This window comes from Brevibacterium sp. VCM10 (assembly GCF_000583215.1).
Classification (GTDB): Bacteria; Actinomycetota; Actinomycetes; order Actinomycetales; family Brevibacteriaceae; genus Brevibacterium; species Brevibacterium linens.
This window is the reverse complement of sequence record NZ_JAJB01000034.1, coordinates 1-12,794: the sequence shown is the minus strand read 5'-3', so window position 1 is coordinate 12,794 and position 12,794 is coordinate 1. Positions and strand designations below refer to the sequence as shown.

The 12,794-nt window shown below is 66.8% G+C and carries 11 protein-coding genes; 4 read left to right on the top strand and 7 right to left on the bottom strand.

The window, feature by feature from the left end; translation table 11 throughout:
- The first annotated feature begins 11 nt into the window (after positions 1 to 11).
- On the top strand, positions 12 to 1,487 hold the full coding sequence (locus AD89_RS0110870) for a malate:quinone oxidoreductase (RefSeq protein WP_025778775.1): 1,476 nt from the start codon (positions 12 to 14) through the stop codon (positions 1,485 to 1,487).
- A gap of 84 nt (positions 1,488 to 1,571) precedes the next feature.
- On the opposite strand, the gene AD89_RS0110865 is transcribed toward AD89_RS0110870, so the two are convergent.
- From AD89_RS0110865 to AD89_RS0110855, 3 genes are all read right to left on the bottom strand, one after another.
- On the bottom strand, positions 1,572 to 2,396 hold the full coding sequence (locus AD89_RS0110865; protein ID WP_025778772.1) for a bifunctional allantoicase/(S)-ureidoglycine aminohydrolase: 825 nt from the start codon (positions 2,394 to 2,396) through the stop codon (positions 1,572 to 1,574).
- 34 nt (positions 2,397 to 2,430) lie between these two features.
- A complete protein-coding gene (locus AD89_RS0110860; RefSeq protein ID WP_025778770.1) occupies positions 2,431 to 3,738 on the bottom strand; it encodes a DUF6986 family protein in 1,308 nt (435 codons plus the stop codon).
- Positions 3,739 to 3,846: 108 nt separating this feature from the next.
- Positions 3,847 to 5,226, bottom strand: a complete 1,380-nt coding sequence (locus AD89_RS0110855; protein ID WP_025778768.1) for an NAD-dependent malic enzyme — start codon at positions 5,224 to 5,226, stop codon at positions 3,847 to 3,849.
- Between the two features lie 162 nt (positions 5,227 to 5,388).
- Here AD89_RS0110855 and AD89_RS0110850 point away from each other — a divergent pair, with 162 nt between their 5' ends.
- Positions 5,389 to 6,168: an IclR family transcriptional regulator gene (locus tag AD89_RS0110850; RefSeq protein WP_025778765.1), complete on the top strand. Its 780-nt coding sequence runs from the start codon at positions 5,389 to 5,391 to the stop codon at positions 6,166 to 6,168.
- A gap of 25 nt (positions 6,169 to 6,193) precedes the next feature.
- On the opposite strand, the gene aceE is transcribed toward AD89_RS0110850, so the two are convergent.
- The 4 genes from aceE to uraD form a co-directional block, all read right to left on the bottom strand.
- Entirely contained in the window at positions 6,194 to 8,941 is a 2,748-nt protein-coding gene (gene aceE / locus AD89_RS0110845; protein WP_025778763.1) for a pyruvate dehydrogenase (acetyl-transferring), homodimeric type, read from the bottom strand.
- A gap of 95 nt (positions 8,942 to 9,036) precedes the next feature.
- Positions 9,037 to 9,921: a factor-independent urate hydroxylase gene (gene pucL / locus AD89_RS0110840; protein ID WP_025778761.1), complete on the bottom strand. Its 885-nt coding sequence runs from the start codon at positions 9,919 to 9,921 to the stop codon at positions 9,037 to 9,039.
- A 154-nt stretch (positions 9,922 to 10,075) separates the two neighbouring features.
- Positions 10,076 to 10,399: a hydroxyisourate hydrolase gene (gene uraH / locus AD89_RS0110835; RefSeq protein WP_025778759.1), complete on the bottom strand. Its 324-nt coding sequence runs from the start codon at positions 10,397 to 10,399 to the stop codon at positions 10,076 to 10,078.
- Positions 10,396 to 10,887: a 2-oxo-4-hydroxy-4-carboxy-5-ureidoimidazoline decarboxylase gene (gene uraD / locus AD89_RS0110830; RefSeq protein ID WP_025778758.1), complete on the bottom strand. Its 492-nt coding sequence runs from the start codon at positions 10,885 to 10,887 to the stop codon at positions 10,396 to 10,398. Before uraD ends, uraH begins: the two co-directional genes overlap by 4 nt.
- 199 nt (positions 10,888 to 11,086) lie before the next feature.
- Between uraD and AD89_RS0110825 the strand changes: the two genes are divergently transcribed.
- Both AD89_RS0110825 and bcp read left to right on the top strand, forming a co-directional pair.
- The gene (locus AD89_RS0110825; protein ID WP_025778756.1) at positions 11,087 to 12,280 is read left to right on the top strand and encodes a glycerate kinase; all 1,194 of its coding nucleotides are present in this window, start codon (positions 11,087 to 11,089) and stop codon (positions 12,278 to 12,280) included.
- A complete protein-coding gene (gene bcp, locus AD89_RS0110820; RefSeq protein ID WP_025778754.1) occupies positions 12,277 to 12,756 on the top strand; it encodes a thioredoxin-dependent thiol peroxidase in 480 nt (159 codons plus the stop codon). Before AD89_RS0110825 ends, bcp begins: the two co-directional genes overlap by 4 nt.
- The last annotated feature ends 38 nt before the right edge of the window (positions 12,757 to 12,794 follow it).

Genomic DNA, 12,794 nt, shown 5'->3' with positions numbered 1-12,794 from the left:
TGAGAGTCCAAATGCCCTCACCGCAGGAAAAAGTCGACGTCGTCTTGATCGGCGGCGGCATCATGAGCGCCACGCTGGGCGCCATGCTGACCGAACTTCAGCCCGAATGGGACATCCGTGTCTACGAGAAGCTCGACTATGTGGCCACCGAGAGCTCGGATCCCTGGAACAATGCCGGCACCGGCCACGCCGCACTCTGCGAACTCAACTACACCCCCGAGGACTCCAATGGTCAGATCGACCTGGAGAAGGCCTCGAACATCAACCAGCAGTTCCACCACTCGCGCCAGTACTGGTCGCACCTCGTCGACACCGGTGTCATCACCGACCCGAAATCCTTCATCAACCCCATCGCCCACGTCAGCTACGGCCGCGGCGACAAGGGCCGTGACTACATCAAGAACCGCTACGAGACGATGGTGCGCAACCCGCTGTTCGCGGACATGGAGTACACCGACGACCCGGCGACTCAGGCCGACTGGCTGCCGCTGATGTTCGAAGGCCGCGGACCGGGACAGGTCAACGGCATCTCGCGGATCAAGAAGGGCACTGACGTCGACTTCGGCTCTCTGTCGACTCAGCTGCTCAGCTACATCGCCGACAAGGGCGCGACCGTGCGCACCAGCCACCAGGTCACCGATCTGCAGCGCTCCTCCGACGGATGGACTCTCACCGTCAAGGACCTGCTCTCGCACGAGACCCACCAGGTGGGCGCGAAGTTCGTCTTCGTCGGTGCCGGCGGCGGCGCGCTGCCGCTGCTGCAGAAGTCCGGCATCCCCGAGGGACGCGGCTACGGCGGCTTCCCGGTCTCCGGAATCTTCCTGCGCACCGGCAATGAGGATCTCGTCGCCCGCCACCAGGCGAAGGTCTACGGCCAGGCGGCACAGGGTGCTCCTCCGATGTCCGTGCCGCACCTCGACACCCGTGTCGTCGACGGCAAGGACTACCTGATGTTCGGCCCGTACGCCGGGTTTTCGCCGAAGTTCCTCAAGAAGGGACGCTTCACCGACCTGCCGTTCTCCGTGCGCGGGAACAACCTCGCCACGATGCTCAACGTCGCCAAGGACAACACGGATCTCGTCACCTACCTCCTCGGCGAGCTGGCGGCGACGAAGAAGGCGCGCTTCGAGGCGATGAACCAGTTCATCCCGAACATCGACCCATCCGACTGGGAGTTCATCCAGGCCGGTCAGCGCGTGCAGGTGATGAAGAAGGATCCGAAGAAGGGCGGTGTCCTCCAGTTCGGCACCGAGCTCATCTCATCGGCCGACGGTTCGATCGCCGCTCTCCTCGGCGCCTCGCCGGGTGCGTCGACGGCGGTGCCGATCATGATCGAGCTGCTCAAGACCTGCTTCCCGCGTGAGTACGCGGGCTGGGAGAAGAGCTTCAAGAACATGATCCCTTCGCTCGGCCGCGACCTCGTCGACGACGAGACGCTGCTCAAGGAGGTCTCCGAGTACACCTCGCGGACGCTGCAGCTCATCTGACACAGCGCAGACACGAGAAGCGGCCTGCCGGAATCACTTCCGGCAGGCCGCTTCTTGTGTCAGGCCTGGTCCCTCAGCAGGGCCTCAGAGCTCGACTTGGCGGTTGACGTCCTTGTAGAGCAGGTAGCGGAAGCGTCCGGGCCCGCCCGCGTAGCAGGCCTGCGGGCAGAAGGCGCGCATGGAGATGAAGTCACCCTCCTGCACCTCGACCCAGTCGCCGTTGAGACGGTAGACGGCCTTGCCCTCGAGCACGTAGAGGCCGTGCTCCATCTCGTGCGTCTCCGCGAACGGGATGACCGCTCCGGCCTCGAACGTGACGATGTTGACGTGCATGTCATAGGCGAGATCGTCCGGGTCGAGCGGACGGGTCGTGCGCCAGCGCCCGTCGGTGCCGGGCATCGGCGAGGGCTCGACATCGGCTTCGTTGCCGAACTTCGCCTCCGGGGTCAGCCCGGCCACGGGCTGGTAGCGTTTGCGCACCCAATGGAAGCGGGCCGCCTCGGTGCCGGTGGACTTCGCCGACCACTGCGAACCGGCGGGCAGGAACGCGAACCCACCCGGGCTCAGCGTGTGCGCGGTGCCCTCGTGGGTGACCTCGAGCGTTCCCGCCATGACGAAGAGGAACCCCTCGACCTCGGGCTGCGGTTCCGGCTTCTCGGAACCGCCTCCGGGGGCGACTTCGAGGATCGTCTGCGAGAACGTCACCGCTCCCCCGGCCACGGGCTTGCTCAGCACCCACGACCGGGTCCCGGTCCATTCGGGCAGATTCGAGGTGACGATGTCGCGCAGCACTCCGCGCGGGATGACCGTATAGGCCTCGGTGACGAGCGCGCGGTCGGTGAGCAGATCGGACTGCGGCGGGTGGCCGCCGGTCGGGGCCCAGTAGGTGTACGGGTCGGTCGTCGTCATGGGTGGGGTCTCCTTTGGTCGGTGGTCAGTGCGCTCAGTCGAGCGAGCCGGTGCGGGCGAGCTGCCCGAGCTGGGTGAGGCTGAGGTTCGTCCGCGAGGTCACGAACTCCTCGGTGTGGGCTCCGCAGACGAGCCCCCGATCGAGGTAGCGGGCGAGCGCCTTCGCGGTGGCGGGTTCGTCGAGGACGGTCGAATCCGCCTTGAACACGTAGTCGTGCAGGCGCTGCGCCGCCCGGGCCCCGCCTTCGCGGTAGAAGGCGAAGGTCGCCAGGAACCGGGTCGGCAGCTGGTGCGGGTGCAGGTCCCAGCCCTGGTAGATCCCCCGCTTGAGGTGCCGGCGGACGAGGCCGGCGTGCAGCGCCCACGCATGGTGGACCTCTGCGGGTTCGCCGAGCGGGAGGATGTTCGTCGACCCGTCGGAGAGGTGGACTCCGGTGCCGGCGACGGCGAGCATCATCTGGTTCTTCGCGAAGTCCGCGACCGGATGGTCCATCGCCTGGTAGGCCGCGGCCACGCCCATCGACGCCGAATAGTCATACGTTCCGTAGTGCAGCGAAGTCACGCGTCCGGCCCCGGCCTGCAGGGACGCCGCCAGTGGCACGGTGCCGTCGGCGGCGAGGACGATCTGCGGGGTCTCGACCTGGATCTCGAAGGTGATCGTCCCCTCGCCGAGGCTGTGCTCGGCTTCCAGCGCCCGCGCGGCGAGCACCATCGCCCTCACCTGATCGACGGTGCTGACCTTCGGGAGGGTGAGCACGAGGTTCTCCGGCAGTCGGCCGCCGGCCTTGATGAGCTCCGACAGGAACAGGTCGAGGGTGCGCAGGCCGCGCTCCCGGGTCGCCTTCTCCATGCATTTGAACCGGATGCCGACGAAGCCGGGGGCGCCCCTCTCGGTGCGTCCGGCCACCGCATCGCGGGCGGCCTGGACGACCCACCGGTCCTCGGTCTCATCGCCCTGATCGCCGAATCCGTCTTCGAAGTCCAGGCGCAGGTCCTCGATCGGTTCGCGTTCGAGCTTTGCGGTGACCGCCTCGGCGAGGAGTTCGGCCTCCCTGGCCACCTGGTGGATGCTGGCCACCTGGCCGGGGATCGCGGGACCGGATTCCTTCCGGGCGGCGGTGATGACGCGTTCGGCCAGCTGCAGCATTCCGCCATGGGCCTCGACGCACTCGAGCGCCTGCTGTCCCCACTGGTACGGCAGGTCCGCGCTCGTGCGGTGTCCGGGCACGTACACGGTGTGGACGGGTTGGCGGACGTCGCGTTCCCCGGGGTATGCGGTCGCCAGAAGCTCGTCTGTGTCCCCCAGCAGTGAGTCGATATCGGCCAGTGTTGATCGTTCCACTTTCACATTCTCTTTCTCTGCACGGGGTTCGACGGCGAGGCGGCGGTGCCGGGCCTGGCCTCATTGTCTCTCATTCACCACCGCCTGGCACGGAGGCTCTCTGGGGTTTCAGGACGAGACCTCGGCGACCGCCTCGGCGACCTTCTTCGCAACCTCCGGGTCGAAGACGGAGGGGATGACGTAGCCGGGGTGGAGTTCGTCCTCGGGGATGCACGAGGCGATGGCATCGGCGGCTGCGACCATGATGTTCTCGTCGACGTCGCGGGCTTCGGCATCGAGGAGGCCGCGGAAGATCCCGGGGAACGCGAGCACGTTGTTGATCTGGTTCGGGAAGTCGCTGCGGCCGGTGGCCACGACGGCGGCGTGCTTCGCCGCCTCGGCGGGGTCGACCTCGGGGTCGGGATTGGCCATGGCGAAAACCAGCGCGTCCGTGTTCATCGCCGCGATATCGTCCCCGTTCAGCACGTTCGGGGCGGAGACGCCGATGAATGCGTCGGCACCGACGACGGCTTCCTTCAGCGTGCCGGAGAAGCCCTCGGGGTTCGTGTTCGCCTGCAGCCACCTCTTGTGGTCGGTGTCGACGGTCGAATCCGGGCCGATCGCTCCGTCCCGGCCGCAGGCGATGATGTTCGTGGCTCCGGCGACCTGGAGGAGGCGGATGATGGCGTTGCCGGCCGCGCCGACTCCCGAGACGACGATGCGCAGGTCCTCGAGCTTCTTGCCCACGACCTTGAGTGCGTTCTTCAGCGCGGCCAGGGTGACGACGCCGGTGCCGTGCTGGTCATCGTGGAAGACGGGGATGTCGAGTTCGTCGCGCAGCCGGGCCTCGATCTCGAAGCAGCGCGGGGCCGCGATGTCCTCGAGGTTGATTCCGCCGTAGGCCGGGGCGAGGGCCTTGCAGATGGAGATGATCTCCTCGGTGTCCTTCGTATCGAGGGCCACCGGCCAGGCGTCGACGTCGGCGAACTGCTTGAACAGCACGGCCTTGCCCTCCATCACCGGCATGGCCGCTTCGGGACCGATGTCGCCGAGGCCGAGCACCGCGGTGCCGTCGGTGACCACGGCGACGGTGTTGCGTTTGATCGTCAGCCGACGCGCATCCTCTTTGTTCGCGGCGATCGCCTTGCATACGCGCGCCACACCGGGGGTGTAGGCGCGGGAGAGGTCATCGCGGTTGCGCAGGGGCACCTTCGGGGCGGATTCGAGCTTGCCGCCGAGGTGGAGGAGGAAAGTCCGGTCGGAGACCTTGTGGACCTCGACGCCGGGCAGGGCGCCGAGAGCGTCGGAGACCTCGTCGGCGTGGGCGACATCGCGGGTATCGGCGCTGACGTCGACGATGACCGAGCGCGGAGTGGACTCGACGACGTCGAGGGCGGTGACCGAAGCGCCGGCGGCGGCGGCTGCGGCGACGAGGTCGGAGGTCGAGGCCTGACCGATCTCGGTGCCGACGCGCAGGGTGATGGAATATCCGGGGCTGGTGGCGACCATGGGAAATATCCTCCTTGATATCGAATTTCCGTATTATGGATACTAACTTTTGCCTGGTGGAAATTCTAGACGGTCCCCGTGAATTCGGAAAGTTTCTTCCATTCGAGGGCTAGACTGAACGGAGTTTCACTGCCGAGACTCACCACAGATTAAGGAACTTCGATGAGCAGCAACGACACCCCGGCGATCCGCCAGTCCAAGGGCGGAGTGCAGTCCGTCGAACGTGCGTTCGGACTGCTCGAATGCATCGCGAACTCCGCAGGATCGGCGACGCTGAGCCATATCGCCGCGGACGTCAATCTGCCCCTGCCGACGATCCACCGCCTGCTCAACACCCTGGTCAACCTCGGCGTGGTCCGGCAGCTGCCCGACCGCGGCTATGCGCTGGGACCCGGCCTGGTGCGGCTCGGCGACATCGCCGGCTCGCAGCTCGGCGCGATTGCGCGGCCCTATCTGCGCGAGCTCGTCGCCGAACTCGGGGAGTCGGCGAATGTGGCGACGATGGACGGAGACATGGTCGTCTACGTCGATCAGGTCGCCTCCGAACGACAGATGAGGATGTTCACCGAGGTGGGACGCCGTGCCCATATGCACGCCACCGGGGTCGGCAAGGCCATCCTCGCGGGCCTCGACTCCGAGCAGGTGAGGCATATCGCGACCACCGCGGGCATGCCCACCCCCACGGAATACAGCATCGGGACGATCGACGGTCTCGAGGCCGAGCTCGAGCGCATCCGCGAACGCGGCTATGCCATCGACGAACAGGAGCAGGAGCTCGGAGTGCGCTGCTTCGCCATGGCCATCCCCGACTCCCCCGCTCCCTTGGCGATCTCCGTATCGGGTCCGATCAGCCGCGTCGACCAGGCGTTCGCCGATCGGGCGGTCCCGCTGCTCAAAGACGCGGCCGCCCGCATCTCCGCAGAGATGCAGAGCGGCCGCTGACGTCGCCCGCGGGTCCTCGACCGGGTCAGGAGTCTCCGCCGGCCGTTCCCGAGGTGCCGGCGTTGACGTCGCTGAGTCGATAACGTCGAGCCGCCTCGGCGGGGATTGACCCGTCGATCTCACCGCGCTTGGCGAGCAGCTGCAGGGTGCGCACGACCATCGAGTGCGCGTCGATCTTGAAGTGCCGGCGAGCGGCGGCACGGGTATCGGAGAAGCCGAACCCGTCGGCGCCCAGCGTCGCGAAATCGTGGTCGAGGAACGGCCGGATGAGGTCCGGCTGGGTCGAGTCGAAATCGCTCGTGGCCACGATCGGCCCCGGCTGACCTTCCAGCTTCTGCCGCACATAGGGCACGCGATCCGCGGCTTCGTCGTCGCCTGCGGCCGCGTTGAGTTCCGCGGCTTCGCATTCGAGCCCGTCGCGGCGCAGCTGGGCCCATGAGGTCACCGACCATACGGCGGCGTCGACGCCCCAGTCGGCGGCGAGCAGGTCCCGGGCTTCGAGCGCCCAGGGCACTGCCACACCGGAGGCGAGCAGCTGCGCTTGCGGACGGTCGCCTCCGGCCGCCTCGGCGACGCGGTGGATCCCCTTGAGGATGCCTTCGACGTCGACGTCCTCGGGTTCGGCGGGCTGGAGCATCGGCTCGTTGTACACGGTGAGGTAGTACATGACGTTGCGCTCGTCCTCGCCGAGGTCGTGCTCGCCGTACATGCGGTGTAGGCCGTCGCGGACGATATGCCCGATCTCGTAGCCGTAGGCCGGATCATAGACGCGCACGGCCGGGTTCGTGGCCGCGAGCACCGGGGAATGCCCGTCGGCGTGCTGGAGTCCTTCTCCGGTCAGGGTCGTCCGTCCGGCGGTGGCGCCGATGATGAACCCGCGGGTCATCTGGTCGCCGGCGGCCCAGAAGGCGTCGCCGGTGCGCTGGAACCCGAACATCGAGTAGAACACGTAGATCGGGATCATCGGTTCGCCGTGGGTCGAGTACGAGGTTCCCGCAGCGGTGAACCCGGCGGCGGCACCGGCCTCGTTGATGCCCACGTGGAGGAGCTGACCGCTGGTCGCTTCCTTGTAGGAGAGGAACATCTCGCGGTCGACGGCGAGGTAGTTCTGTCCGTTCGGGTTGTAGATCTTCGCGGTCGGGAAGAACGCGTCGATGCCGAAGGTGCGGGCCTCATCGGGGATGATGGGCACGATCCGCTCGCCCAGCCCCTTCTCTCGCATGAGGTCCTTGAGCAGCCGGACGAAGGCCATCGTCGAGGCGGCCATCTGCTGCCCCGAGCCCTTCTTCGTCTGCGCGAACGCCTTGTCACTCGGTGCGGGCAGGGTGATCCGATTGTTCTCCGGCTTCCGCGCCGGCAGGAATCCGCCGAGCTGACGCCGGCGGTCGAGCATGTACTGGATCTCCTCGGAGTCCTTGCCCGGATGGTAGTAGGGCACCGCGTACGGGTCTTCGTCGATGACCTTGTCGCTGATCGGGATGTCCATCCGATCGCGGAAGGCCTTGACGTCTTCGGCGGTGAACTTCTTCATCTGGTGGGTGGCGTTGCGGGACTCGAACGTCGTGCCCAGTCCGTAGCCCTTGACGGTCTGCACGAGGATGACGGTGGGCTTGCCCTTGGTGTTCACGGCCTTCTGGTAGGCGGCGAAGACCTTGTGATAGTCGTGGCCGCCGCGCTTGAGGTTCCAGATGTCGTCGTCGGACAGGTGGTCGACGAGCCCCTTCGTCGCAGGGGTGCGGCCGAAGAAGTTGTCGCGGATGAAGCCGCCGGATTCGGCCTTGAAGGTCTGGTAGTCCCCGTCGAGGGTCTCGTTCATGATCTTCACGAGGTCGCCGGTGCGGTCCTTGGCCAGCAGGTCGTCCCATTCGCGGCCCCATAGCACCTTGACGACGTCCCAGCCGGCGCCGGTGAAGGTCGCCTCGAGCTCCTGGACGATCTTGCCGTTACCGCGCACGGGTCCGTCGAGGCGCTGCAGGTTGCAGTTGATGACGAAGGTGAGGTTGTCGAGCCCTTCGTTGGCTGCCAGCTGCAGGGCGCCGCGCGATTCGGGTTCGTCCATCTCACCGTCGCCGAGGAACGCCCACACCCGCTGATCCGAGGTGTCGGAGATGCCGCGGTTGTGGAGGTAGCGGTTCATCTGCGCCTGATAGATCGCGTTGATCGGGCCCAGACCCATCGACACGGTCGGGAACTGCCAGAACTCCGGCATCAGCCGCGGGTGCGGATACGAGCTCAGTCCGTGCGGGGCGCGTGAGACCTCCTGCCGGAACCCGTCGAGGTCGGCCTCGGTCAGGCGGCCCTCGAGGAACGCTCGGGCGTACATCCCCGGTGAGGCATGGCCCTGGAAGAAGACCTGATCGCCGCCGCCGGGATGGTCCTGGCCGCGGAAGAAGTTGTTGAAACCGATTTCGTAGAGTGTCGCGGCGCCGGCGTAGGTGGAGATGTGTCCGCCCACGGAGATCTCCGGTCGCTGCGCCCGGTGGACGAGCATGGCGGCGTTCCAGCGCAGCCACCGGCGGAAGCGACGTTCGACCTTCTCCTCACCCGGATAGAAGGGCTCCTGGTCGACGGGGATGGTGTTGACGTAGTCAGTGGTGGTGACCTTGGGCTGGGCGACGGAGTTCGTGGCCGCGCGTGCACGCAGCGCCTCCATGATCTCGGCCGCGCGCTGGGTTCCGCGCGCGTCGACGAGCCCTTCCCAGGACTCGATCCATTCATCGACCTCTTCGTCGGTGATTCCCCTCGGACTCGCCGAGGTTGTGTCCTGTGTCATATCGGGGTTTCCTTCTCACGGGGTCCGGGCTCCCGGAACAGTACCCCGGGAGCCCGGAGATGGAAAGTCCTGTCTCAGCAGGTGATGGTCAGGTCTCAGCAGAAGCCGGCGACCTGCGCCCACGCGTCCCTGTTCTCGTCGACGCCTTCACGGGTGAAGGTGGCTTCGATGAGGCCGTAGGGACGGTCGGCGACGATGAAGACCTCGTTCGGGTTCTCGAGCCCGAAACGGTCGATGTCATAGAGGAAGTGGTGCTTGTTCGGGCAGGAGAAGCGGATCTCGTCGATCTCCGGCACGGCCTCGATGACCTTCTCCCCCATCTGGTACAGCGTGTGCTGCAGGGCATGGGAGAAGTGGTCGGTGAATGAGTCGAGGATGATCTCCTTGACTTTCGTGTAGACGGCCTCGAAGTCGAGGTCGGTGGTGTTGTAGATCCACCGGGTGGCGATATCGGTGGCGAGGATCCGGTCGTCGGTCTCCGGCAGGGTCGTGTACTTGTCCTTCGGGTAGCCGACGAAGCCCGATTCCGTGGTCTTGAGCACGGTGAGTCCGTTGAAGCCGGAGATCAGCGTGTCCGTGTCGCCGTCTCGGGTGAAGACGGCGGTGCGGACCTCGGGTGCGGATTTGAAGAACGAGTGCTTGTGGTCGTTGATCCGGTCCCAGCCGTATTCCTCGGCTTCCCAGCGTCCGCCTGTGACCCAGTCGAAACTCGAGGTGAAATGGTCGGCCAGGCCCATGAGGAACTGTTCGGGCGAGCTCACGCCCAGTTCCTTGGCCTTCGCGAAGACCGTGTTCTTCTGGGTGTCGGTGGCGACGACGTGCTCGTTGTTGCCTTCGGTGTGCGCAGTCTCGAAATCGCCCCACAGCTGCGAGGTGACGTTGAGATCGCGGATCTCGTGGCGGTCGGTGTCGCGGTAGACCCGCATGAGTCGGTTCTCCGCCTTGCCGTACTGGTTCGATGTCAGTCGGACCTTGCTCATTTTCTTCCTCCAGTTCGTCGGCGTGCGGCCCTGCGCACGCCGTGACCATTCGATTGGCGAGGCCTGCCGGCAGTTCCCGGTCGGCTTCGGCGGTTTGTTGAGGATGCGATCCTGCAGGGGGCCTGCTTCCCCTGTGAGCGGTTGTGGGCGCGGCTCAGCTGCCGCGGTAGGTGCTGTACGCGAAGGGGCTGAGCAGCAGCGGAATGTGATAGTGCTCCTGGCCGGCCTGGACGGTGAAGTCGATGGTGACCACCGGGTGGAAGTGGTCGACCTTTCGGGCCGCGAAGTAGTCGCCGGTGCCGAAGACGATCCGGTAGTCCCCCGGTTCGAGGTGGTCGGGGCCGAAGTCGGAGACTCGCCCGTTGTCGTCGGTGCGGGCCGAGACGATGACCTCGTCACCGGAGTAGAGAGTGACCTCGAGGTCGGCGGCGGGGGTGCCGACCATCGAGTCGAGGGCGTGGGCGGTGATGAAGCTCATGCGAGGATTCCTTCGAGTCGGAGTTCGGCGATCTGGATGAGCTGCTGCCCGACCTCGGCGGTCTCATCCTCTGCGGTGTTGTCCATGCGGCGCTGCAGTTCGGACAGGATCTCCTCAGGGGTGCGGCCGGCGGCACGGATGAGGAAGACGCGGTCGAAGCGGGCCTCGTAGGCGGCGTTGCCCTCGGCCAGCTGGGACTGCACATCTGCTTCCAGGGTGCCGAGTCCGGCCTGTTCACGGCTCGAGTGGGCCGCCTCGGCGCTCTCGCCCTTCGCTTTCTCACCGATGCGCGGATGGTGGGACATGGCCGCGTCGATCTCGGCGGTGGTCAGCGGTGCAGCGGATCGGGACGCGGCCGTCGCGGAGTCGAGGTCGGTCAGGGGGCGGGCATCGACGATCGCCTCGATCCACCGGTCGACATCGAGGCAGGGACGCAGAACTCCGCGGGCGTCATCGGCCGGGAGTCGATTGAACTCGGCCAGGTCCACGGTGACCTCCTAGGCAGGCGCTGAATGACTTTCACCGTTCGGAATACCATTTCCGAACAACTGATCCGAGTCTGCTGGGCGCCATCGGCAATGTCAAATTGCTCACAAATTCTTATGGAAACTTTCTTCCGTATGGTGGATACTGTTCGTGTGGCAACCGCCGCACACCCGACCATCGACGATGAGGTTGAATGAGTGCATGAGCCTGACAACGACAGATCAGACCCCGTCAATCGTCTGCGCCCCTGACTCCTTCAAGGGCTCAGCCTCCGCTCCTGCCGCCGCGGCCGCCATGGCCCGCGGAGCTCGGGCGGTCTTCCCCGGCGCACGAGTCACCGAACTGCCCTTCGCCGACGGCGGGGAGGGCACGCTCGACGCCCTACTCGCCGTCTGGGGAAACCGGCCGCGCACTGTGGACACGGTCGATGCCCTGGGCAGGACCACCTCGGCGGACTTCGGCCTCTCCCCCGACGGAAAGACCGCGGTCATCGAGGCGGCCCAAGCCAATGGCCTGCCGCAGGTCTCGGACGTGGAGCTGCAGCCCGAACGCGCCGATACCTACGGCGTCGGGCTCATCGCGGCCGCGGCACTCGACCTCGGCGTCGAGGAGATCCTGCTGTGCATCGGCGGCTCGGCGAGCACGGACGGCGGAACCGGAATACTGGCCGCCCTCGGCGCACGCTTCACCGACGTTGCAGGTCAGCCGGTCACACCGGGCGGAGGCGGCCTGGCCGCGATCGCTGCGGTGGACACTTCGGGGCTGGACCGGCGGGCGACGGCCGTGCGGTGGCGCATCGCCGTCGATGTCGACAATCCGCTCACCGGGCACCGAGGGGCCGCTGCGGTCTTCGGTCCGCAGAAGGGGGCGGACGCGGACTCGGTAGCCGTGCTCGATTCCGGGCTGGGTCATTTGGCCGAGGTGCTCACCGGCACCTCTGCCGAGGCGAAGGATCTGGCGGCGACTCCGGGGTTCGGGGCCGCCGGCGGGATTCCGCTGGCGCTGACGACGCTGCTCGGCGCCGAGGTGGTTCCCGGATCGACGATGGTCGCCGAGGCTGTGGGCCTGTCCGAGGCGCTGGCCGAGGCCGACTTTGTGCTCACGGGAGAGGGGTCCTTCGATTCCCAATCCTTGGGCGGGAAGGTCGTCGCGGCCGTACGGGACCACGCCCCCGCCTCGGCGAGGGTGATCGTCATCGCCGGTCGGGTCGGCCTGTCCGCCGCGGAGTGCTGGGAGGCCGGGATCACGGCGGCGCTGTCGATCGCACCGGGACCCGCGGACCTGGCCACCCTGTCCGAGCGCGCCGAAGCGCTCATCGAGGACACGGCCGCGCAGGCGTGTGCACTCAGCTCGCCGCCGAACACACCATTTCAACGACGAAAGGACGCACCATGACCACGACCATTCAGACTCAGCTCACTGTCGGAGACATCGCTCCCGACTTCACGCTCACCGACGCCGAGGGACGGACCGTCTCGAAGGACGACTTCGCCGGCCGCAGCGTCATCCTCTACTTCTACCCGAAGGCGGCATCGCCGGGCTGCACGACGGAGGCCTGCGATTTCCGGGACAACCTCTCCGCCCTGGCGGCCGCCGGCTTCGAGGTCCTCGGAGTCTCCCCAGACGACACCGAATCGCTCAAGGAATTCGCCACTGAGGAGGGCCTGACGTTCTCGCTGCTCTCCGACCCCGGTGCGGCGGTGGCGAAGGCCTACGGCAGCTACGGGCAGAAGACGATCGGGGAGCACACGTTCCAGGGAACCCAGCGCTCGACCTTCGTCATCGGCGCCGACGGCACGCTCACCCACGCCGAGTACAACGTCGACGCCCGCGGCCACGTCGCCCGCCTCCGCACCCAACTCCTCCCCTAATTGCTACCTGACGGCGGCCCAGCAACCTCGCGCGAGGT

Bases quoted from the DNA above. Each gene is read 5' to 3' on its own strand.
- AD89_RS0110870 (WP_025778775.1), top strand. From the start codon at position 12: ATGCCCTCACCGCAGGAAAAAGTCGACGTCGTCTTGATCGGCGGCGGC.
- AD89_RS0110850 (WP_025778765.1), top strand. From the start codon at position 5,389: ATGAGCAGCAACGACACCCCGGCGATCCGCCAGTCCAAGGGCGGAGTG.
- AD89_RS0110865 (WP_025778772.1), bottom strand. From the start codon at position 2,396: ATGACGACGACCGACCCGTACACCTACTGGGCCCCGACCGGCGGCCAC.
- AD89_RS0110855 (WP_025778768.1), bottom strand. From the start codon at position 5,226: ATGGTCGCCACCAGCCCCGGATATTCCATCACCCTGCGCGTCGGCACC.
- uraH (WP_025778759.1), bottom strand. From the start codon at position 10,399: ATGAGCTTCATCACCGCCCACGCCCTCGACTCGATGGTCGGCACCCCC.
- bcp (WP_025778754.1), top strand. From the start codon at position 12,277: ATGACCACGACCATTCAGACTCAGCTCACTGTCGGAGACATCGCTCCC.
- AD89_RS0110825 (WP_025778756.1), top strand. From the start codon at position 11,087: ATGAGCCTGACAACGACAGATCAGACCCCGTCAATCGTCTGCGCCCCT.
- aceE (WP_025778763.1), bottom strand. From the start codon at position 8,941: ATGACACAGGACACAACCTCGGCGAGTCCGAGGGGAATCACCGACGAA.
- pucL (WP_025778761.1), bottom strand. From the start codon at position 9,921: ATGAGCAAGGTCCGACTGACATCGAACCAGTACGGCAAGGCGGAGAAC.